The following is a 22728-nucleotide window of genomic DNA, read 5'->3' as shown; positions in this document are numbered from 1 at the left end:
TAAATACCGAAAGATTGTCCAAATTAACAAGCCAACGGAAAGTGTTCTACTTTCCGTTGGCTTGTTGGTGATTTTATTCATTGAAACAAATTGATAGTCGTGATGATAATCGGCATGGCGAAGACGTCGATCAGGAATGCGCCGACGATCGGCACGACGAGATAGGCTTTTTTCGAAGGTCCGAAACGCTCGGTGACCGCGGCCATGTTTGCCATGGCATTTGGTGTGGCACCTAATCCGTGTCCTGTGAATCCCGCAACCATGACGGCTGCGTCGTAATTCTTCCCGAGGAGACGGAATAGGACAAAAATGCCGAAGAGGACGATGAATAGCACTTGGACAAGGACGATGATGATCAATGGAAGGGCGAGTCCCGCAACCTCCCATAGCTTGATGCTCATGAGCGCCATGGATAGGAAAATGCCTAATGTAATATCGCCGACGAGCCCGATGCTTTTCATATGGATGGCTCGTGGATTCATTTTATCCACGACATTCCGAACAATTACCGCAACGAACATCGCCCCGACATAGCCAGGCAGGACAAATCCGGTTGTTGTGGAGAATAAATCTCCCAAGTACGTTCCGAGTGCCATACAAAGCGTGATCAGCAAGATTTGCGTGAAGAACGTGTTCGTCCCGATTTCCGGTTCGTCTTTCTCGACCGAGAAGCCGTCCACTTCTTCGGTTTCCGTCGGTTTCAAATCATATTTTGAAATGAGGAAACGGACGATCGGCCCGCCGACGAGCCCCCCTGCGACGAGCCCGAATGTAGCGGCCGCAATCCCGACGGACAAGGCGGACTCAATGCCAAGCTCTTCGAGGGTTTGCCCGAAAGCGGTTGCAGCCCCGTGCCCGCCTTCCATCGATACTGCTCCAGCCATCATTCCGATGAGCGGGTGAATATCAAAGAGCGAAGCCATCGAGACGCCGATGACGTTTTGAGCCAAGGCCAAAAATCCACAAGCCAGCCAATAAATGATGAGCAGCTTCCCGCCCAGTTTCACCAGTTTGAAACTGGCACCGAGCCCGACCGTCGTGAAAAAGGTCAACATGAACAAACTTTGCAGCGATGTATCCAATGTGAAATCCAACAGGCCGAGCGATTTTAAAATAGTCGCTAGAATGGCGAACAACAAACCGCCGACGACGGGTGCCGGGATGCAGAATTTCTGCAAAACCCCGACTTTTCTTACTAACAACCTGCCCAGCACCAATAAGGCGATGGCGAGGAAGATGGTCGTGACTTGATTCAGCTCGATTGTCATTTTTTACTCCCCCCTAAAAAAGTGGTAATGGCTTCATTTGCCAAATAGGCGCCCAATTTCACCGTGCGACCGTTTTCATCCACCGATGGATTCACTTCCGAAATATCAAATGAAAGTGCATTTTCTTTGGAAGTGACGGTGCGGATGATCGTTCTGACGATCGAAGGATCCAATCCGAACGGGGAAGGGGCGCTGACGCCGGGTGCAAAAGCGGCATTCAAGACGTCCGTGCAAAGTGTCAGCATAATATAATCATGCTTGGCCATGAACGCTTCAATCGCTTGTACGGACTCTTCCATGGAGTGCCCCGTTAACTCTTCTTCATACACATACGTGGCACCTAGCTCGTCCGCTTTATCGAACAGCTCCTGTGTATTGCCGAACCGTTGAATGCCCAATACGAAATAATCGCTATTCGGGTCCTGTTCCAAAATCTGTCTGAACATCGTCCCGGATGATGGTTGTTCGTCATAGGAGCGCATATCGAAATGGGCGTCGATGTTGATGATCCCAAGCGTTGCCGTGTTTCCAATAAATTTGCGGACTCCTAAATAATGACCATATGCCGTTTCATGCCCACCGCCGAGAATGATTGGAACGGAGCCTGTTGAGAGAACTTCGGCTACTACATCCCCTAAGTCACGTTGGGCTTCCTCCAATTGATTTCCCTGGCATTGGAGATTTCCAAGGTCAATCACTCTTTTCTCCTTATCCATCCGCCATGGCAATTTTGCGAGTTCTCCCCGCAACGCATCGGGAGCTGCAGCAGCGCCAAGCCGTCCCTTGTTCCGGCGGACTCCTTCTTCACATTCGAATCCGATCAGTGCACAAGTGGAAGACGAAACGGCTTTTTGTGGAAGATCTCCGAGCTCGATAATCTGATGGTAGCGGAAACTCGACCGATTTATAAAATGATCTGTACGACCCGACCAAATAGTTTGATCTACTTTACGTAACATTGCTATCAACATCCTTTCTGAAAATGCGGAAAATAAAATATACAAAATGAACTCCTGATAAAGTTCTTGTTCTGGAAATACTACCCGTCTCGCTGGAGAAAGCGTTTACTTGTTGCAGCGAACAATCTGTGGGAGGCTAGTTTGTTTCTTAAGATATATTATATAGGGACATATTTATAAATTCTAATATATAATTATTATCAAACGATAGCCTGAAACTATAAATGGAAAGCAGGAATCAAAATGGACATTAGGCAATTGACTTATTTTGTTACGGTCGTTGAGCAGATGAGCTTTTCAAAGGCAGCTCATAAGCTGCATATTGCCCAACCTTCACTTAGTAATGCCATTAAAAATCTGGAAGAAGAGGTCGGCTTTCGAATTTTAGAACGAAGTACGAGGAACCTCGAATTGACGGAGTCCGGGCAAATCCTCTATCAAAGGGCATTGCGGATTTTATTGGAAATGAAAATCGTAGAAAAGGAAATGCAGGAAGTGCGGCTTACGGGAAATGGGGAACTCCGCATCGGGATGATTGAATCGGTCAAGCATTGGATCCCAAAAGTGATCCGTCAGTATGAGGACGAATTTCCCGATATGCAGTTATTGCTGACGGAGGAGCTGAGCGGGGAAGATGTGAAACGTTCCTTGCGTCAATATGAAACCCACGCCGTCATCACGAACCAGTTAATCGATGAATCGGATATTCTGACCTACCCGCTATATAAGGAAGCGCTCGTTCTTGTTCTTCATGAAAGCCATCCGCTGACGACCAAAAAATCAATCCGGCTGCATGATTTGCAGCATGAACCTTTCATCATCACCAGTGAAGGGTTTCAGACTAGGAAGGATGTGTTAGCGGCGTTTGCCTCTGAAAATCTCAATGTGCAAATCAAATACGAAGTCGAGCGGTTTGAAACGGCGTTGAGCCTCATACATGAAAACCTTGGGGTGTCGATCATCCCGGAAAATTACTTGGCAGACCGGCATGAAACTCATCTCGTCCATCATGTGATCTCCTCTCCACCATTGAATCGCCCCGTGTATTTGACGTATATGAAAAATCGATACATGGCTCCGGCCATCCGCTCGTTTCTCGATAAGATCATCCAATTTTTCGAATGAGAGCAGGTGCGAAAAGCAGACTTTGCATGTTCATCTTATATTTTTCGGTATCACCAACCCCCTCCGCGCATACGCTGTATAAATCAAACCCTAACTGGAGGGGAGATATTGGACATCTTACACAGATTGAGAAGTTATCGAGAAGAAGAAAATAGCTTGAAGTGGGAAGGGACGTTCGCGGAATATTTGGATATCGTCAAAGCAAGGAAAGATGTGGCCCAAACCGCTCACTCGCGTGTCTATCATATGATTAAAAATGCGGGCACCACGGAAAAAGAAGGGCATCGGGAACATCATTTTTTCAGTAAGGAAATTTTCGGGCTGGAAGAGGCGGTCGACCGTCTCGTGGAAGAGTATTTCCATCCGGCGGCCAAGCGGTTGGATGTACGGAAACGGATTCTTTTGCTTATGGGGCCGGTCAGCGGCGGGAAATCGACGATTGTGACGTTATTGAAACGAGGGCTGGAGCAATATTCGAAGACGGACGAAGGGGCGGTCTATGCCATCAAAGGCTGCCCGATGCATGAAGATCCGCTGCATTTAATTCCCCCAGAGTTGCGGGATGATTTTTACGAGGAGTATGGCATTAGGATCGAAGGCAGCTTGTCTCCGCTCAATACGATGCGGTTGGAACAGGAGTATGACGGACGCATCGAGGATGTCCTCATCGAGCGGATCCTCTTTTCGGAGGATCGGCGTGTCGGCATTGGGACTTTCACCCCATCCGATCCGAAATCGCAGGACATCGCCGACTTGACGGGTAGCATCGACTTCTCGACCATTGCGGAATATGGTTCGGAGTCAGACCCGCGCGCCTATCGGTTCGATGGCGAGCTGAACAAGGCGAACCGTGGCATCATGGAGTTCCAGGAAATGTTGAAGCTCGATGAAAAGTTCCTCTGGCATTTGCTTTCCTTGACCCAGGAAGGGAATTTCAAAGCGGGCCGCTTCGCCTTGATCAGTGCGGATGAGCTTATCGTGGCCCATACGAATGAGACGGAGTACCGGTCCTTCATTGCGAATAAAAAGAACGAAGCGCTTCACTCGCGGATCATCGTTATTCCGATTCCGTACAATTTGAAAGTAAGCCAGGAAGAGCGCATTTATGAAAAGATGATTCGGGAGAGCGATATGTCCCATGTCCATATTGCCCCTCATGCACTGCGAGTGGCGGCAATCTTCTCCGTGCTGACGAGATTGAAAGTGTCGAAGAAGCAAGGCATCGATATATTGAAGAAGATGCGGTTATATGATGGCGAAAGCGTGGAAGGGTTCAACCGCATCGATGTCGAGGAATTGAAGAAAGAATACCAGGACGAAGGGATGTCCGGCATCGATCCGCGCTATGTCATCAACCGGATCTCGTCCGCCATCATCCGCAAGGAAGTGCCGTCCATCAATGCGCTCGACGTGCTCCGTTCATTGAAGGATGGACTGGACCAGCATGCTTCCATTTCGAAGGAAGACCGAGAGAACTACTTGAACTATATCGGGATCGCCCGCCGGGAATACGACGAAATGGCGAAGAAGGAGGTCCAGAAGGCGTTTGTCTATTCGTATGAAGAATCTGCGAAGACCCTCATGGACAATTATCTTGATAACGTCGAAGCATTCTGCAATAAAAACAAGATTCGCGATCCATTGACAGGGGAAGAGATGAACCCGGACGAAAAGCTCATGCGCTCAATCGAGGAACAGATTGGCGTCTCCGAAAACGCGAAAAAGTCGTTCCGGGAAGAAATCCTCATCCGGATCTCCGCCTACGCAAGGAAAGGTCAGCGGTTTGATTACCGTTCACATGACCGTCTGCGCGAAGCGATCCAGAAAAAGCTGTTCGCCGACCTGAAAGACGTCGTCAAAATCACGACATCGACCGCCACGCCGGACGAATCGCAATTGAAAAAGATCAACGAAGTCGTCGCCCGGCTCATCGACGAATACGGCTACAACTCGACCTCTGCCAACGAGCTGCTTCGGTATGTGGGAAGTTTGTTGAATCGATAAATTACAGATAAGTATTTCATTATTAGTAACAGCTATCTGTAATATAGGGCTTTTATTCCATATGGATGAAAAAACAAGACTGTTTGTCCGAAGTCTTGTTTTTTCATAACCAAGTGCAAAAAGGCCGTCAAGAAACGTTTCTACGGTGCATAGGATATGATACTAAATACAATCGGATGATAGATGGGTGTGGATAAAATGGATGAAAAGCACAATGACCGTTTTGTCGTCTCACAGGAAAACTGGTCCCTCCATCGGAAAGGCTTTCAAGATCAAAAACGGCATATGGACAAAGTGAAGGAAGCGATTCAGAAGAACTTGCCGGATTTGATCAGTGAAGAAAGCATCATCATGTCGGATGGCAGCGATATCATTAAAATTCCGATCCGCTCCTTGGATGAATATAAGATCCGTTACAACCATGACAAATCGAAGCATGTCGGGCAAGGGAGCGGCGACAGCCAAGTCGGCGATGTCGTTGCGAAGGATGGGTCAAAAAAAGCGGGGGAGGGTCCCGGCGAAGGGAAAGAAGCGGGGGATAAGCCAGGTCAGGATTATTACGAAGCCGAAGTGTCTATCGCCGAGCTGGAACAGCTTTTATTCGACGAAATGGCGTTGCCGGATCTCGAAGAGCGGGAACAGGCCGATAGCACGACGGAGAAAATCGAATTTAACGATATCCGGAAAAAAGGGCTGATCGGCAATATCGATAAGAAGCGGACTATTCTTTCTGCCATCAAGCGCAATGCGTTGCTCGGCAGCGCGGTTATCTCGCCGATCCATAACGATGATCTGCGATTCAAGACGTGGGATGATGTGCAAAAGCCCGAGTCGAAAGCGGTCGTTCTTGCAATGATGGATACGAGCGGTTCGATGGGCAACTTCGAGAAAAGCATCGCCCGGAGTTTCTTCTATTGGATGACGAAGTTTTTGCGGTCGCAATACCAGTCGGTGGAAATCGAATTCATCGCTCACCATATCGAAGCGAGCGTCGTGACGGAGGAACAATTCTTCACGAAGGGGCAAAGTGGCGGGACGAAATGTTCCTCTGCCTACCTCAAGGCGCTGCAATTGATCGAAGAAAAATACAATCCGTCGCGCTATAATATTTACCCTTTCCATTTCTCGGACGGGGAGAATATGTCCAATGACAATAAGCTGTGCTTGGAGCTCGTTGATGAGCTGATGAAGATGTGCAATATGTTCGGCTATGGGGAAGTGAACGAACATCGCCGCTACTCAACGATGATGTCCGCGTTCAAGACGATTGAGCATCCGAAATTTCGCCATTATATATTGAAGGAAAAACAGGATGTCTACCACGCGTTGAAAAGTTTCTTCAAAAAAACGGCGGAGGGGGGAACGGATTGACGGATCATTTGGAACTGTCCCGCGCTATTGACGAAATCACGGAAATCGCGACGGGGTTCGGCCTCGATTTCTATCCGATGCGCTACGAGATCTGCCCGGCGGAAATCATTTACACATTTGGCGCATATGGCATGCCGACCCGATTCACCCATTGGAGCTTCGGAAAGCAATTCCATAAGATGAAACTCCAATACGACCTCGGACTTAGCAAAATCTATGAACTCGTCATCAACTCCGATCCGTGCTACGCCTTTCTGCTCGATACGAACAGTTTGATTCAAAATAAGATGATCGTCGCCCACGTTCTCGCCCACTGTGATTTCTTCAAGAATAACGTCCGTTTCTCCAACACGAGGCGGGATATGGTCGAAAGCATGGCGGCAACGGCGGAACGGATTGCGGATTATGAATTGATTCATGGGAAGGAAAAGGTGGAACGTTTCCTCGATGCGGTGCTCGCCGTCCAGGAGCATGTCGATCCGACGCTCATGAGGCGGGAGCCGCGGGAAGAAGAGTTGGAGAAGGAGTCGGCTCCACGGAAAACACCGTATGACGACCTTTGGAATTTGAATGGAACAGAGAAGGAAAAGAAGCCGGGGACATCCAAACGGGTGAAAATTCCGTTGGAGCCGGAAAAAGACATCCTGCTTTTCATCTTGGAACATAGCCGGGAACTCGATGAGTGGCAGCGGGATATTCTGACGATGCTGCGGGAGGAAATGTTGTATTTCTGGCCACAGCTCGAGACGAAAATCATGAATGAAGGCTGGGCGACTTATTGGCACCAGCGGATCCTGCGGGAGATGGACTTGACCCCGTCGGAGACATTGGAATTCGCGAAGCTGAACGCCAGCGTCATCCAGCCGTCCCCGACGTCCATCAACCCGTACTACCTCGGCTTGAAAATTTTCGAGGACATTGAAAAACGGTATGATAACCCTTCGGAAGAATTGCGGAAATTCGGGATCCAACCCGGTTCCGGCCGGCGCATGCTGTATGACGTCCGCGAAGTGGAATCGGACAGCTCGTTCATTCGCAATTACTTGACGAAGGAATTGATCGAGCAGGAGGATCTGTATATTTTCCAGAAGCAAGGCGCCGAATATAAAATCAGCACGAAGGATTTCGAGGAAATCCGAGATCGCCTTGTATCGATGCGCGTCAACGGCGGCTTCCCGTACATCGTCGTCGAGGATGGCGACTATTTGCGCAACGGCGAATTATACTTGAAGCATCAGTACGAAGCGACTGAACTCGACCTGCCTTATTTGGAAAACGTCCTCCCGTATCTCCATCAACTCTGGGGCCGGATCGTCCATCTGGAAACGATCGTCAATGAAAAACCGATCGTCTACTCCTACGACGGTCGGAAAGTGTACCGTCGGACGAAGGAAGTGTGATGAGTGAAATGATAGCCAGTTGACGATCTAGAATCGTTTACTGGCTATTTCGTTTTTCAGTAAAGAGGAGAGCTAGCATATCTGGAAATATTTATTAATATTTTTCCTCTCCTTTTCATAAGGTGGAGTAGGACAACCAATTGGTACCGAAAACCAGAAATGAGGAGGACGACCGATCGATAACCAAAAGACGTACTCAAGAAGGGATTTTTTAAAGACAACTGGAATCGCAACAGGAGCTTTACTAGGAGGAGGGCTCATTGGAGGGCTCGTCGGATACAGTGCCAAGAAAGAGGCACCCCCACCAGCGGCAGCGCCTGCCCCCGAAATGCCAGATCCTATCGTACCCGTTCATGAAGAGGTGAGCACGCGTGGGCGAATGTTCTTCTCCAATCCGCTGGAGTTTGCCGTTTTATCAGCAGCGGTGGAACGGATCTTCCCCGAGGATGAAACGGGTCCGGGAGCCATCGGGCTAGGCGTTCCGTATTTCATCGACAATCAGCTTGCGGGCAACTACGGCAGCAATGCCAAGGAGTATATGCAGGGGCCCTTTCATCCAGGGGAACCGACACAAGGATACCAAAGCCATTTAACGCGAGGCGAGATTTTCAAGCAAGGTGTCAGTAAATTGGAGGCCGAAGCTGGGCGCCAATTCGGAAAACGATTTACGGAGTTAGAGGGAGAGCAGATGGATGTCATCTTGACGGCTTTTCAAAAGAATGAGGTGGAAATGGTGGGCGTCACCTCTGGATTCTTTTTCAGATTATTGCGATCCGCCACATTGGAAGGGGCCTACTCGGATCCAATCTACAATGGCAATGCCAATATGGAAGCTTGGCGAATGAAAGGCTTTCCGGGACATCAAATGTCGTTTATCCAGGAAATCGAGAGCGAAAAATATATCGTAATGGAACCGCAGTCGATCAGCAGTATGGAACATTGAAAGGGGACGCCTACATGGTGAAAACATTGGAGAAAGTGGATGTTGTGACAGTCGGGGTTGGCTGGACAGGCGGCATTGTCGCCGCAGAATGTGCCAAAGCCGGCTTGAAAGTGGTAGGTCTGGAACGGGGAAACGAGCGCGGAACCGCCGATTATTCCTTAGTTCACGATGAATACCGCTATGCCTTTCGTTATGAACTGATGCAGGATCTTTCAAAAGAAACGATTACGTTTCGCAACAACCGATCGATGCGTGCGCTCCCGATGCGGCAGTTAGGCTCCTTTTTGTTGGGAGAAGGGTTGGGGGGAGCAGGCACCCATTGGAATGGCCAAACGCATCGCTTCTTACCATACGATTTTGAAATCAAAACGATGACCGAGCAAAAATATGGGAAGAACAAGCTATCTCCAGACTATCTATTGCAAGATTGGGGCATTACCTATGATGAGATGGAGCCCTATTTTGACAAATTCGAAAAAACATTGGGATTGTCAGGAGAAGAGACGAATCCATTCGCGAGCAAACGGTCATCGCCCTATCCCACTCCACCGATGAAAAAGACACCAATCCTAAAGAAATTTGAAACCGCTGCTAAAAAGTTAGGCTATTCACCGTTTATGACACCATCTGCAAATCTATCAGAAGCTTATGTGAATCCGGATGGCTCCCGGATTGAAGCTTGCCAATATTGTGGATTCTGCGAGCGATTCGGCTGTGAATACGGCGCCAAATCTTCACCGGAAGTCACGGTCATCCCGACAGCGCAAAAGACAGGAAACTATGAAATTCGCTTCCATGCCAATGTGGTGGAAGTGTTGAAGCAAGGCGATAAAGTGACCGGTGTCCGGTATATCGACCGTTTATCGGGCGAGGAGTTCATTCAACCGGCAGAAGTCGTTGTCCTTACAAGCTATGTGTTGAACAATGCCAAACTATTGATGGTTTCTGGCATTGGCGAGCAGTACGATCCGGAGACTGGGAAAGGGACGCTTGGAAAAAATTATGCGTACCAAATATATGCTGGAGCAAGCGGCTTGTATGAGGAACAGATGAATGTCTATATGGGGGCAGGCGCGCTCGGTATGTGCATCGACGATTTTAATGGGGACCATTTTGATCATAGCGAGCTGGACTTTATCCACGGTGCGGTGTTGTCAACATCGCAAACCGGAACCCGGCCGATTGCATCCAATCCCGTTCCACCGGATACGCCTTCCTGGGGGGCGGAATTTAAAAAAGCGTCGATCCATTATTATTCACGGGCGCTCGGCGTAGGCGGCCAAGGGGCTTCCATTCCACACCGTGAAAATTTCCTGGCATTGGATCCCACTTATAAAGATGCCTATGGACTGCCGTTATTGCAAATGACGTATAATTTCACCGAACAAGACCGCAATCTGTCGAAGTTCATTACCGAAAGGGCGACCGAGATTGTCCAGGAAATGGGCGCTAAAATTGTGATGCCCGGGGGAGAGTTAAAGGAATATGACATTGTCCCTTATCAATCCACCCATAATACAGGCGGAACTATCATGGGGGCCGACCCGGCGACAAGTGTCGTAAATAATTATTTGCAACATTGGAATGCGGAAAATTTATTCGTTGTCGGGGCCGGAAACTTTGCGCATAACGGGGGATATAATCCAACCGGAACTGTCGGCGCGCTGGCCTATCGCTGTGCGGATGGGGTTATTCAGTATAGCGAAAAGGGCGGATCACTCGCCTAAACATTTGGAAGGGGGACGGGTAGGATGGGAGGCATTGCAAGCATCGGCGTACCGGGGTTAATAATCATCTTAGTCATTGTGTTAATATTATTTGGACCACGCAAGTTGCCGGAAGTCGGGTCGGCCGTCGGAAAAACATTGGCCGAATTCAAAAAATCCGCTAGGGACATCATGGAAGATGAAGAGCCTGCGGAAATAGAAACGAAGAAGAAAGTCTAGAATCCATCATCGCCGTACCGCACCAGCGCGAGGACAGGTACGGCGATGAGGTACCGAAAGCGGGTGCGAAAAAATGGATCCGTATGAAGAACAGAACCGGAAAATCAAAAGTCCGCTCGATCTGCCGCCCCGTGCTGGGAAGGAGGAAGTCTTGCCAGTACCAACAGAAACAGAGCCGCCACACCCTATGGAAGCGCCCCATGAAAAAGCAACATTGGTCGGCCATTTATCCGATTTACAAAAACAGCTGATCAAAGGCGCAAGTATCTTTTTATTCTTCCTCGTCGGGGTGTTTTCTACTATCAATCTATGGCTTCCATTTGTAACCCGGGGCCACCCTCTTATTATTTTAGGCCCGCTGGAAGTCGTGAAATTTTATATGTCCATTTCAACTGCCATCGCTCTCGGATTGTCATTGCCTTTTCTCTGCCATTTTATATGGAAATTCGTCCAACCTGGTTTAACTGAACAAGAATCCCGATTTCTTAGCTTATATTCACCTGTCATGCTAGTGCTGTTTCTTGTAGGCATTGCATTCGGCTATTTCATCGTCAATCCGCTCAGCTATTCTTTTTTGCTGTCCCTTGGTGCCGTGAATTTCGATATTATGGTGTCGGCTCAGGAATATATGCGATTTTTGTTGATGACGACGATGCCGATCGGTTTGTTATTTGAATTGCCGATTGCCACTTTGTTTCTATCGGCTATTGGGGTCATAAGCGCTGAATCGATGAAAAAAGTACGGAGATGGTCCTATCTTGTACTCGCTATTGTGTCTGCTCTTATCACGCCGCCTGATTTTATCAGCCAGCTGCTCGTTCTTATTCCGATGATACTACTGTATGAAGCGAGCATCGCCCTCGTTCTGATGGCGGAACGGCGGAAAGCAAAAGCATTGCCCCCTCAAACCGGGATGGATGGTTGAGTCGGGGGAATGCTTTTTTTAATTGAGAAACTACGGAACTTCCAAATGGGTGATTATAGGCTTAGAAAGTGTAGTGAATCCAGATGCCAGATTCAGAGGAAAGCGAAAAGAGCGTCTCCGCCCTTTTGTTTTCCGTATGGTGGGGTAAAAGGTATAATGAGGCATAAATAGATAGGCGGAGAAAGGAAGAGGAGCGTGGAATTTGAAGAAATCCCGAAAGTGAGACCAAACTGTTTCGGATTCCTATTATTCTTTTTCGGAGTAATGTTATGTATTTTTATAATGGCCCTCCTCGGCTGTATCGCTATACATATTACGTATTATGGGAATTATACTACCGATATTTTTTGGACGTTATTCATTTTTACGGCGCCTGCAATTCTCACAATGGGCCTGATGATCTTCCTCTACACCTTTATTTTTCGCAGAATTTATTTACCGAAGCCTCTTTTTTCAACACTGAAAGAGATCATGGGTTATGTAAGTGTTTTTTCACTTGTGATTGTCAACGCGGTTGCTACCTTTTATCTTCCAGATGAAAAAAGTTCGAATGTAGGGATAACTGATCCCTTTCTGATTGCTGAGTTGAAGCGGTTTTTTGTGTTGTCCATCGAGCCGATCAATTATACATATACCTTTCCTGTCATCTTTAGTATGGCTACGCTCATTTTCTTTTGGTTTGAAAGATGGGATCATGCTGTTTGTCCTGTCCGCAGGAAAAAGATTATCATAACGAACAGACAGCCTGTGACAGTGACCAGCCCTCCTATCATCAGGGCGCGAGAAATTATTAAAGAGATGAAATGGATGGTACAGCAATCCAAAGACATGTTGGAATGAACGAAAAAGAATTGACATTTCGCGCTGCATTGCTTACAGTAGCGATAACGAATTGAACGAAAGGGTGACCCAATTACATGGACAACTAATCCTATTTTCGAAATGAAACAATGCAAGGTTTTGTAGAGCAGAAGTGTTCTGCTTCTTCAAGCTGCCTTCCATTGTTGCTTTCAGAATAGGATTGGATACCATAGGATTGGGTGTTGTGGACCAAAGGGAGTCGACTCTTTTGGCGTCCGCTTATCCCTCTATGCCTCCTATTCTGAATGCAGAACAGGAGGCTTTTTGCTGTCTCCTACTAGAAAAAGGAGATGATTCTATGCTGTTAATCGAAGCGCATCATATCAAGCATTATGTCCAAGACCGCTTATTATTACAGGCAGAGCATTTGCAAGTCCACCAAAATGATCGCATTGGATTGGTCGGGCGCAACGGAAGTGGGAAGACGACCTTGCTTCAAATAATAGCGGGACGATATGCACCTGAAGAGGGGACGGTCCTTCGCCACGCCCGGTGCAGCCTGTTGCCCCAGCTGAAACGGGTGGATTCCAAGAAAAGCGGCGGGGAAGTGACGCAAGAATATATTCAGCAGGTGCTTTTGGAGCATCCGGAACTCCTTCTAGCTGATGAACCTACCACCCATCTGGATACCGATCATATTGAATGGTTAGAAAAAAAGTTCGGTGAATGGCAAGGAGCCTTGCTCATCGTCTCGCATGATCGCGCTTTTTTAGATGCTCTCTGTACAAAAATTTGGGAAATCCAAGATGGCACCATAACCGAATATACTGGAAACTATAGCGACTATATGGAGCAGAAAAAGGTCGCTCGGCAACAACACCAGGCCGCCTATGAAAAATATGAAAAGAAGAAAAAACAATTGGTAGATGCCTTGAAACTAAAAGAAAAGAAAGCGGAACGAGCAACGAAAGCACCGAAAAAAACGAGCTCCTCCGAAGCAAGGATTACGGGCGCCAAACCGTACTTTGCCAAAAAACAAAAGAAGTTGCAAAAAACCGCAAAAGCGATTGAAACAAGATTGGAAAAGCTGGAGATAGTAGAGAAGAGGAAGGAAACAGCTCCACTGAAAATGGATGTAGTCAATGAAGAAAACTTCAAAGATCGGATCATTCTTCGAATTGAGAATGTAGAAGGGAAAATAGGAGATCGGCTTCTTTGGAAGAAAACTGGTTTTTACGTCCGTGGCGGGGATAAATTGGCGATTGTCGGCCCGAATGGCAGTGGAAAAACAATGTTTCTCCGAAAGCTCGTTCAGCAAGATCCCGGTATGATCTTTTCACCTTCCGTGAATTGGGGTTATTTCAGCCAACATTTAACCATTCTGGATGTAGAAAAAACGATCATCGACAATGTCCAGTCCTCTTCGAAGCAAGATGAAACGCTCATCAGGACAGTCCTTGCGAGAATGCACTTTTTTGGAGAGGATGTCCATAAGCCGGTCCACGTATTGAGCGGTGGGGAGCGGGTGAAGGTTGCACTCGCTAAACTCTTTTTAAGTGATTGCAATACATTGATTTTAGATGAACCGACGAATTTCTTGGATACCGAAGCCGTGGAAGCATTGGAATCCCTACTGAAAGACTATGCAGGCAGCGTAATCTTCGCTTCCCATGATCGGCGCTTCATAGAGGAGGTGGCTAACAGGATTGTCGTCATCCGCGATCAAGAAATGGAAGTATTCGAAGGCGATTGGCATCAATATCAAAACAAGCCGACCACGACGCAAGGCACTGATCAGGATCGGCGGTTGCTGTTGGAAACGAAAATTTCTGATGTATTGAGCCGCTTAAGCATAGAGCCTTCTCCAGAGCTGGAACGCGAATTCCAAAAGCTTTTGAAAGAAAAAAAGGAACTGGACGGATAAAGAATTTTGAAAGTCCTCTAGAAAAAAGGGTCGCAGCATTCAGTAGCCGCGGCCCTTTACGATTACATTTCTTCAAAAATTCCATCCAGATTAGGGTCCTTGGTCAACAGCCCCGTCTCCAGCATCCAATCCGCCATCACTTTCCACGTTTCCGCATCCTGTTCTCCGAATGTCTGCGGTGCTTTCATTTTCGGGAGGAGGATGGACAGGGATTCCCGTTCCACTTCTTCCACAAGCGGGAAGTTCGCTTCATCTTGATGTTTCAATAAAGTCGCCAATGCTTCTTCCGGATCGTTTTCCATATCGGCAAATGCCTTGCCAGCTGCCCGCCAGAACGCCCGGATGTTGTTCTGCTCCTTTTCCCACGTCTCATCGCTCGTCACGACAACGAGTTCATAAAAAGATGGGACGCCGTAATCAGTCGGATCGATATACCCTGTCGGAAAGCCCTCATGCTCCAGTAGCGGCACTTCGTGATTAATATATGCGCCAATGACCGCATCCGTCTTCTCAGAAATCAAAGAAGAATTGAGCTCAAAGCCGACGTCGACCATTTCCACTTTGCCGAATTCGGCGCCATCCGTCGTCATCATCGTATCGAGCATCGCTTCATTCAACGGAATTCCCGTATACCCGACCGTCTTGCCTTCCAAATCCTTCGGGCTAGCGATGCCGCTCTCCTTGAGAAAAGCGATATGATTCAACGGGGATCGGACAAGTGCCCCGACCGATTTGATGCCAATGGACTGTTCCGTCTTCGCAATGAGCACATCTGGCTGGTACGTGATGCCGAGCGTCACTTTGCCGGCAGCCGCCAAGTTTATCGGGTCAGACGGATTAGCCGGGAATTGGATGTCCACCTCAATCCCTTCCGCTTCAAAATACCCTTTGTCTTGCGCGATATAGAGAAAGCTATGCACCGCGTTCGGATACCAATCCAACATGATGCTGACCTTTTGATTTTCCTCTTTCGTTTCGCTGCATGCACCTAGCAATAGCATGAGTATGGCGCTAGCGAACAACCCGATCCATTTTTTCAATTTCGAGACCTCCACTGTAGTAAACGATTTTCAATGAATGAAACAGTTATGAATAAAATAATTCCAATGCCCGTCAACACGAGAATCGGAGCAAACACAGCCGCTCCGTCAAACTGGGTCATCATGCGCCGACTGAAATAGCCGAGTCCCGCTTGCGCTCCGAGCCATTCCCCGATGGCCGCCCCGATGACACTTAACGTCACCGCTATCTTTAGGCCTGAAAAGAAATGGGGGAGAGCGGCCGGCACGGAATATTTCCAAAAAATATCCCGGGGGACAGCCCCCATCGTCCGGAATAATTCCCGGACTTCTTTTTGCCCAGCCGCCAACCCATCGAAGGTGTTCACGGTAATCGGGAAAAACGTGATCAGCACCGCAACGGCCACTTTACTCCAAATCGTATAGCCGAACCAGAGGACGAAGATGGGAGCCAGCGCGATGACCGGAATCATCTGCGAAGCAATGAGCAACGGATAGACCGCTTTTTGCACAGCTGGCTTGGCATGCATCCAGACAGCCATCGCGGTCCCCATGCCGATCGATAAGCACAGCCCGATGACAATGACCGCAAACGTTACCGGTAAATGCTTAAGAAGCAGCACTTCCTTCAGCTCCCATAACCGGATGACGATTTGCATCGGCGACGGCAGGATGAAAGGTTTAGCCAACAGCCGGGCGCCCGCTTCCCAGACGCTGAACAGGATGACGACGATAAGGGCAGAAGAGGCGTTTTTCATAGCGCCACCTCGGTTTTCAGCTTTTCCAGTAATTGCTCCTTGAGCGCCAAAATGGCAGGCTCATGCAAATTTTTTCGCGTCCGGGGCCTCGACAATGGCACGACGATTTCCTCTAATGAAGTGACGGGCTGGTTTTGGAGCATAAAAATCCGATCCGACAGGAAAAGCGCTTCTTCCACGTCATGCGTGATAAACAGAATTGTCGATTGTTGCATTTCCCATTGCCGGAGCAGCCATTCCTGCATCGCCAGACGGGTGATTGCGTCGAGCGCGGAAAACGGTTCATCGAGCAATAAGAGCGGACTTCCGGAGAGAACGGCACGCAAAAAAGCGACGCGCTGTTTCATGCCGCCTGAAAGCTCAGCAGGGTATTTGTCACCCGTCCCCCCAAGACCAAATTGGTCCAATAAAGGCAACACCCATTCACGGGCCGCCCGTTTTTTCATTCCCGCCAGTTCGAGTGGAAGGGAGGCATTTTCTATGATAGTGCGCCATGGCAACAGCAAGTCCTGTTGTGGCATATAGCCGATATTGCCGAGAAGCGGCTCGTCTTCTTTTCCATTGAAAACGATCCGGCCGGCTGACGGGACCGCAAGCCCCGTTGCCAGCCGGAACAGCGTGCTTTTCCCCGAACCGCTCACCCCGACAATCGAGATGAATTCACCGGGTTGCACGTGAAAGCTTAAGCGGTCCAGAATATTCGCTTGACCGTCGTAGCTGAAGGAAACATCGTCAAACTTGAGCATGGCGGGTTTCAGTTCCGGGCCACATCTGTTTTGAATTCGCCATATCCCAGAACATGTACTCAAAGCGGGTCGTGTTCAAGAAAATCTCCTCAAGCCGTTCCAGCTCATGCTCCGGCTTACCTTCCGCATACTGATCCATCAGTTCGATGCACCAGGACGCCAATTCCCCGAATTCTTCGGAAGCGTACATGCGAATCCAATCTCCGTACAACGGATGATCTGCCGCCCCCGGAATGGCATTCAGCTCTTTCCCGATTTCCCAATAGCTCCAAGCGCAAGGCAGCAGTGCCGCGACGACTTCCGCCACGGTGCCGTTCTGGCAGACATGCAGCATATAGTGGGTGTACGCGAGCACGATCGGGGAAGGCTGCGCGGACTCCAGCTCATCCTCGGAAATGCCGAACCGTTTCGCATAGTTACGATGAAGTTCCATCTCCGTATTCAGCGTGCCGTCCAACAAAGAAGCGAATCGTCCCATCGTCTGCAAATCGCTTGCCTTCACGGCGCCGATCGCAAAAACTTTTGCGTAATCAATTAAATACAAATAGTCCTGCACCATATAGAACCGGAATTTATCCGGATCCAATGTGCCATCTCCGATTCCCTGGACAAACGGATGCGCGTGATTCTGCCTCCATATCGGCAACGTCTTCTCATGCAATCGATCTGTGAACTTCATGTTTCATTTCCCCTTTCGTTTTTTCCAAATAAAAAATCCACCTCTTGAAGAAGAAGTGGATGAATGACATTCAAAAGCACAACCGGATACAGACCGGCAGAATGTAACTGCTCAACACCTCTTCCTTACGCCGGCATGATCCGGTTCAAGTTATAAGGGTTAAGGCGAATGCCTCTCTCAGCTCGTTGCGAGCACCCCTAGCGGTGAATCTTATGAAATTGGATTGCCCTATTATAATCATAGAAAGATTGAAAGGTCAAATAGGTGTAAAATTGGAACAGCCATCCGGCGCCGGTTTGACACGGACGTGGATGGCTGCATAGACTCTTGTAAACTATGTTAATATATCTTCATATACCGTTCCAATTCCCAAGGATGGACCGTGATCCGGTAGCTCTCCCATTCCACTTTCTTCGCTTTCATGAAGTTTGCGCAAATATGGGAGCCGAGCGCTTCCTGGATGACTGCATCTTCCCCAAGGGCGATGAGGGCGTGGTCCAGATCGGTCGGCAATGTGCCGATGCCGAGTTCCGCCAGCTCCTCGGGTTTCATTTCATAAATATTGCGATCGACCGGTTTTGGCGGTTCGAGTTGCCGTTTGATGCCGTCGAGGCCCGCTTTCAAGATGGCCGCCATGGCGAGATATGGATTCGCGGAGGAATCGACGGAACGGACTTCGATCCGCGTACTCATGCCTCGGGAAGCCGGGATCCGGATGAGCGGACTCCGGTTTTGCGCCGACCACGCGACGTAGCAAGGTGCTTCATAGCCCGGCACGAGCCGTTTATAGGAATTTACCGTCGGATTGGTGATGGCGGTGAAACCTTTGACATGGTCGAGGACACCCGCCATGAAGTGATACGCCGTGTCGCTGAGCTTTCGTTCGCCGTTTTCATCAAAAAATACATTTGCCCCGTCTTTGAATAAAGACACATTGCAGTGCATGCCCGATCCACTGACACCATACAACGGTTTCGGCATGAACGTTGCATGCAAACCATGTTTCCGTGCCATCGTCTTGACGACGAGTTTGAAAGTCTGAATATTATCGCAAGCCGTCAACACATCTGCATATTTGAAATCAATTTCGTGTTGGCCGGGGGCTGCCTCGTGATGGGAAGCCTCCACTTCGAAGCCCAATTCCTCCAACTCAAGAACGATATCACGACGGCAATTTTCCCCGAGATCCATCGGGGCCAAATCAAAATAATCCCCATGATCGTTCAATTCCATCGTCGGCTGCTTGTTCGCATCCAGTTTAAACAAGAAAAACTCTGGTTCGGGTCCGAGATTGAAATCGGTGAACCCAAGTTCCTTCATTTCCTCGATGACGCGTTTCAAGTTGCCTCGCGGATCACCGGGGAACGGAGTGCCGTCCGCTTGTGACACATCGCAAATGAGCCGCGCCACCTTGCCACTGCCGGAAGGCCAAGGAAAGACCATCCATGTATCTAAATCCGGGATGAGGTACATATCTGACTCCTCGATCCGGACAAAACCTTCAATCGACGACCCGTCGAACATCATTTTATTGTCGAGCGCCTTCTCAAGCTGGCTGACGGGAATCTCCACATTTTTAATCATGCCTAAAATGTCGGTGAACTGCAGGCGGATAAAATTCACATGTTCATCCTTCACAAATCGCCGAATGTCGTCCTTGGTGTAATTCCTCATCATGCCACTCTCCTTTTTTTCTAACATTTTTCTATAATAAATCAAGAAGAATACCATTTTCAAGAATTTTTTTCAATAAAATAACAGAAATATTTCTTCACGTAAATAAGGAGGAATTCATATACATAGGAGGGGAGGAGGCAGAGGAAATGGTTTCATTGACACCGATAATCCTGGACGGCCATGCGTTCACCGCTACAACGGTCCGTCTACCGAAAACCACGTTGCTGACTGTTTCGAACGAGGTGGGGTATATCATGTGTGGCGCACTCGACGTGGAGCTGCTCAACACCCTGCTGATCGACCGCCAAATCATCGCAGGCCGCGCCGTCGGGGTTAAAACGATTGATCAATTGCTAAAAGCCCCACTCGAATCGGTCACAATCGAAGCGGAACGTCTCGGCATCCATAAAGGGATGAGCGGGGAAGAGGCTTTATTGAAAATGGTGTAAATCAACAGCTCCCGGAGAGATGGGTCTCTTCTGGGAGTTGTTTTTTGTGATTTTAAGGATATTGCGGGGCCCTCATAGTTTACTTCTGTGCCATGACAGTTCCGGGACTTGTCCTTATAGTTTGGCGGTTTGCCATGAGAGTTTTCCCGGGCCCTTACAGTTTACTTCCGTGCCATGACAGTTCGGGGACTTGTCCTTATAGTTTGGCGGTTTGCCATAAGAGTTCCCCCAAGTCCTTGCAGTTTCCCCACGCCTTTCCCAACCTAACACCAATCCCCCAAATCGCACATAAACTAAAGCAAAGCAAGGAGGTTGGTCGATGAAAAAAGAACAAGCGTCGCCGAGGAAGCCGCAACCGTCCCGGGCGAAATGGCGGTTAATCGAAATGATCGGCTTGTTGCTCGTGTTCGCGTCATGCGTTATATTGCTCGCCGTGCCGGACTCGCTTTCCGAATTCTTCAATACAATTATCGGAGAAGTGAAGCCGATTGTCGTCGATGTTTTCCTCATAAGCGAAGTGGGGATCGCCATCATCATCAGTGTCATTTTCGGCCGATTGCTGGAGCGGCTCGGATTCACGGACGGATTGATCCGCATTTTCGTCCCTGTCATGAAATGGTTTCACATCAACCCATCTGTCATCGTGCCCAGTGTTTATAATATCTTGGGCGATATCAATGCTGCCGGGAAGATCGCCGGCCCGATCCTCGTCAAAGCGAAGGCGACGAAGGCCGAGCAGAAAATCGCCATCGCAACGATGGTCCAATCGCCGCAATCATTCGCAACATTGGTATTAGGCCTCATCGCTTTATCCGCATTCGGCATTCAAGCGTTTCCACTCATCCTACTCTCCATTTTCCTACCGATCATCATTGTCCCTTTTCTGTTATCCAAAACGATTTACCGGGATACGAAAAAAGTGGATTTACAGCAACTTCCCCGATTCACACCGAACACCCGATTTCTTCATACTATTTTCGCATCCGCGAAAGAGGGAGCGGAACTGCTCTTCTTACTGATTATCCCAGCGGTTGCGGCAGTCTTTTTCTTCATCGGGGCATTTAAGTTTTTCGGCATCTGGGGTGCTATCGAATCGGGCATGACGACCGCGCTGACTTTCTTGAACATCGAACCCACAACAGGTATCGTCTCCATCTTGGCTGCACCGACGCTTGCTGTTGCACAACTCGCCGATCTGACTGCCGCGATTGATCCAAAACTGATTGTCGGCTCTTTCGTCCTCGCCAATTCCGGCTTGCCGTTATCGGTCATCTTCGGCCAAGTGCCGGTTACCTGGTCCGAAATTTCCAGCCTGAATGAAAGAGAAGCATTAACGGCAGCGATTGTCGGAATGATTATCCGCCTGGCAACCGCCTGGATTTTAGCCACTTTCCTGACGCCGTTCCTGCTAGGATGATGGAATGAATCAAACCTATCTCGTCACAGCGAAAAAACTAGTGACCGTCAGCCCTCTCGGAGCTGTCCTGGACGGAGCGATGCGGATCCAAAACGGGAAAATCACCGCAATCGGCCTAGCCGCCGAATTGGCTAAACAATTTCCGTACGATCCTTTATTGGACTATCATGATTCCGTCATCACGCCTTCCTTAGTCGATTGCCACACTCATTTGCTTGAATTTGCTCCGACAATGTTGTATCCGGTTACACCCGAAACCCATTTCCTCGCCGGCAGGGCAATCCTGTTCAAAGCACTGCAATCAGGCATTACCGCACTCGGCGAGCAGGTTTGCGGTCACCCGCTTTGTGATTTTTCTGTGGAGGACTATCGCAATGCCGTTGCCGATCTTCCGCTCGATATTACCTTTGCGACAACGAGCATTTCCATCGGTTTTCCGGAACTGGCCCACTTTAGTGCTATCACGCAATCGAAAGCGATTTCAAAATCCGACCTTGTCCATCCGCAATTAATTAATAAAATTGCAATGGAAAGTGAGTTCCCCGGTGAAAATATTTTCATCAATGCTACACCGGCAAACTTTACACAGGATAAGGTTCTGCGAGCGGGGGAGATCATCTATTCCTTGGAAGAAATGCAGCGAATCACTTCCATTTATCACAAGCTCGGCAAGCGGATCGGCGCGCATGTAGCGGGGGAGGAAGGCATCCGCAGAGCGCTCAAAGCGGGAATCGATGTCCTGCATCATGCGCATGGAATTACGGAGGAATTAGTAGAGGATGCAGTAAAACGAGGGGTGGCTATCGTGGCAACGCCGCTCGGGGGCACCCATTTGCCGCCCAATTCACCGGAAGAAATCGTTGAATTGGTCGAGAAGGGGATCCGTGTCTCCATTTCGACCGATGCGTATCTTCCTCCTTATCCGGGTGTGTCGTGGCTTCCGTACACAGATCAATCACCCCGCGGGCCGGAAGAACTAATGCGAGTCGCACACCCGGCGATGGTGCTTCTGCAATCGCGCCAAATAGACGAAAATGAAATACTCGCCATGCTCACAGCCCATCCGGCTGACATTCTTGGAAAAGGGAATCGGTTCGGGAAGCTGGAACCCGGAATGGACGCCAATTTCCTAGTGGCGGACGGGGTTCCGGGACTAGACATTACGAAGGCCAGTCAAATTCAGGCTGTATTTTTCAATGGAAGGAAAATGATCCAAAGAACCTCATAACCGGCAGGCGAAAACCGCTGCCGGTTTGCCGGAAAACATATTTGGACAGGCCAAACCGAATACGTTATGATGGAGTCAGTTAGCAGGTA

The 22728-nt window shown here is 48.8% G+C and carries 20 protein-coding genes and 1 riboswitch; of the genes, 13 read left to right on the top strand and 7 right to left on the bottom strand.

Features of this window, described 5'->3' with window-relative positions:
• Positions 1-77 precede the first annotated feature (77 nt).
• Positions 78-1268: a sodium/glutamate symporter gene (gene gltS / locus MKY41_RS06230; protein WP_340744215.1), complete on the bottom strand. Its 1191-nt coding sequence runs from the start codon at positions 1266-1268 to the stop codon at positions 78-80.
• Complete coding sequence (gene hutG / locus MKY41_RS06225) at positions 1265-2227, bottom strand: formimidoylglutamase (protein ID WP_340744214.1); 963 nt, start codon at positions 2225-2227, stop codon at positions 1265-1267. Before hutG ends, gltS begins: the two co-directional genes overlap by 4 nt.
• A 243-nt stretch (positions 2228-2470) precedes the next feature.
• Between hutG and MKY41_RS06220 the strand changes: the two genes are divergently transcribed.
• From MKY41_RS06220 to MKY41_RS06175, 10 genes are all read left to right on the top strand, one after another.
• The gene (locus tag MKY41_RS06220; protein WP_340744213.1) at positions 2471-3352 is read left to right on the top strand and encodes a LysR family transcriptional regulator; all 882 of its coding nucleotides are present in this window, start codon (positions 2471-2473) and stop codon (positions 3350-3352) included.
• 108 nt (positions 3353-3460) lie between these two features.
• The gene (locus MKY41_RS06215) at positions 3461-5356 is read left to right on the top strand and encodes a PrkA family serine protein kinase (RefSeq protein WP_340744212.1); all 1896 of its coding nucleotides are present in this window, start codon (positions 3461-3463) and stop codon (positions 5354-5356) included.
• 198 nt (positions 5357-5554) lie between these two features.
• Complete coding sequence (gene yhbH / locus MKY41_RS06210) at positions 5555-6727, top strand: sporulation protein YhbH (RefSeq protein ID WP_041076656.1); 1173 nt, start codon at positions 5555-5557, stop codon at positions 6725-6727.
• Positions 6724-8127, top strand: coding sequence for a SpoVR family protein (locus MKY41_RS06205; RefSeq protein ID WP_340744211.1), 1404 nt, complete (start codon positions 6724-6726; stop codon positions 8125-8127). Before yhbH ends, MKY41_RS06205 begins: the two co-directional genes overlap by 4 nt.
• Before the next feature lie 175 nt (positions 8128-8302).
• Complete coding sequence (locus MKY41_RS06200; RefSeq protein WP_340745646.1) at positions 8303-9070, top strand: gluconate 2-dehydrogenase subunit 3 family protein; 768 nt, start codon at positions 8303-8305, stop codon at positions 9068-9070.
• 14 nt (positions 9071-9084) lie between these two features.
• Positions 9085-10797 (top strand): GMC family oxidoreductase, encoded by a 1713-nt coding sequence (locus MKY41_RS06195; protein WP_340744210.1) that lies wholly within the window; start codon positions 9085-9087, stop codon positions 10795-10797.
• 24 nt (positions 10798-10821) lie between these two features.
• On the top strand, positions 10822-11016 hold the full coding sequence (gene tatA, locus MKY41_RS06190; RefSeq protein ID WP_340744209.1) for a twin-arginine translocase TatA/TatE family subunit: 195 nt from the start codon (positions 10822-10824) through the stop codon (positions 11014-11016).
• A 73-nt stretch (positions 11017-11089) separates the two neighbouring features.
• On the top strand, positions 11090-11941 hold the full coding sequence (gene tatC / locus MKY41_RS06185) for a twin-arginine translocase subunit TatC (protein WP_340744208.1): 852 nt from the start codon (positions 11090-11092) through the stop codon (positions 11939-11941).
• A 195-nt stretch (positions 11942-12136) separates the two neighbouring features.
• Positions 12137-12781, top strand: a complete 645-nt coding sequence (locus tag MKY41_RS06180) for a hypothetical protein (RefSeq protein WP_340744207.1) — start codon at positions 12137-12139, stop codon at positions 12779-12781.
• Between the two features lie 319 nt (positions 12782-13100).
• Positions 13101-14666 (top strand): Vga family ABC-F type ribosomal protection protein, encoded by a 1566-nt coding sequence (locus tag MKY41_RS06175; RefSeq protein WP_340744206.1) that lies wholly within the window; start codon positions 13101-13103, stop codon positions 14664-14666.
• Positions 14667-14728: 62 nt separating this feature from the next.
• Here the strand turns inward: MKY41_RS06175 and MKY41_RS06170 are convergent, their stop codons facing one another.
• The 5 genes from MKY41_RS06170 to glnA all read right to left on the bottom strand — a co-directional run bounded on the left by MKY41_RS06170 (position 14729) and on the right by glnA (position 19542).
• Positions 14729-15706, bottom strand: coding sequence for an ABC transporter substrate-binding protein (locus MKY41_RS06170; RefSeq protein WP_340744205.1), 978 nt, complete (start codon positions 15704-15706; stop codon positions 14729-14731).
• Positions 15703-16443: an ABC transporter permease gene (locus tag MKY41_RS06165; protein WP_340744204.1), complete on the bottom strand. Its 741-nt coding sequence runs from the start codon at positions 16441-16443 to the stop codon at positions 15703-15705. Before MKY41_RS06165 ends, MKY41_RS06170 begins: the two co-directional genes overlap by 4 nt.
• A complete protein-coding gene (locus MKY41_RS06160) occupies positions 16440-17189 on the bottom strand; it encodes an ABC transporter ATP-binding protein (protein ID WP_340744203.1) in 750 nt (249 codons plus the stop codon). The genes MKY41_RS06165 and MKY41_RS06160 overlap by 4 nt, the downstream gene beginning before the upstream one ends.
• A complete protein-coding gene (gene tenA, locus MKY41_RS06155) occupies positions 17176-17868 on the bottom strand; it encodes a thiaminase II (protein ID WP_340744202.1) in 693 nt (230 codons plus the stop codon). Before tenA ends, MKY41_RS06160 begins: the two co-directional genes overlap by 14 nt.
• Positions 17869-17973: 105 nt before the next feature.
• Positions 17974-18077, bottom strand: a riboswitch (TPP riboswitch).
• 130 nt (positions 18078-18207) lie between these two features.
• Positions 18208-19542 (bottom strand): type I glutamate--ammonia ligase, encoded by a 1335-nt coding sequence (glnA, locus tag MKY41_RS06150; protein WP_340744201.1) that lies wholly within the window; start codon positions 19540-19542, stop codon positions 18208-18210.
• A gap of 149 nt (positions 19543-19691) precedes the next feature.
• Here glnA and MKY41_RS06145 point away from each other — a divergent pair, with 149 nt between their 5' ends.
• From MKY41_RS06145 to MKY41_RS06135, 3 genes are all read left to right on the top strand, one after another.
• Positions 19692-19994: a YunC family protein gene (locus tag MKY41_RS06145; RefSeq protein ID WP_340744200.1), complete on the top strand. Its 303-nt coding sequence runs from the start codon at positions 19692-19694 to the stop codon at positions 19992-19994.
• Between the two features lie 319 nt (positions 19995-20313).
• Positions 20314-21411: a hypothetical protein gene (locus MKY41_RS06140; protein WP_340744199.1), complete on the top strand. Its 1098-nt coding sequence runs from the start codon at positions 20314-20316 to the stop codon at positions 21409-21411.
• Between the two features lie 4 nt (positions 21412-21415).
• The gene (locus tag MKY41_RS06135) at positions 21416-22639 is read left to right on the top strand and encodes an amidohydrolase family protein (RefSeq protein ID WP_340744198.1); all 1224 of its coding nucleotides are present in this window, start codon (positions 21416-21418) and stop codon (positions 22637-22639) included.
• Positions 22640-22728: the final 89 nt, after the last annotated feature.

Source organism: Sporosarcina sp. FSL W7-1349 (assembly GCF_038003045.1).
Classification (GTDB): domain Bacteria; phylum Bacillota; class Bacilli; order Bacillales_A; family Planococcaceae; genus Sporosarcina.
The sequence above is the reverse complement of the archived record's forward strand: the minus strand, read 5'-3'. Positions and strand labels throughout refer to the sequence as shown.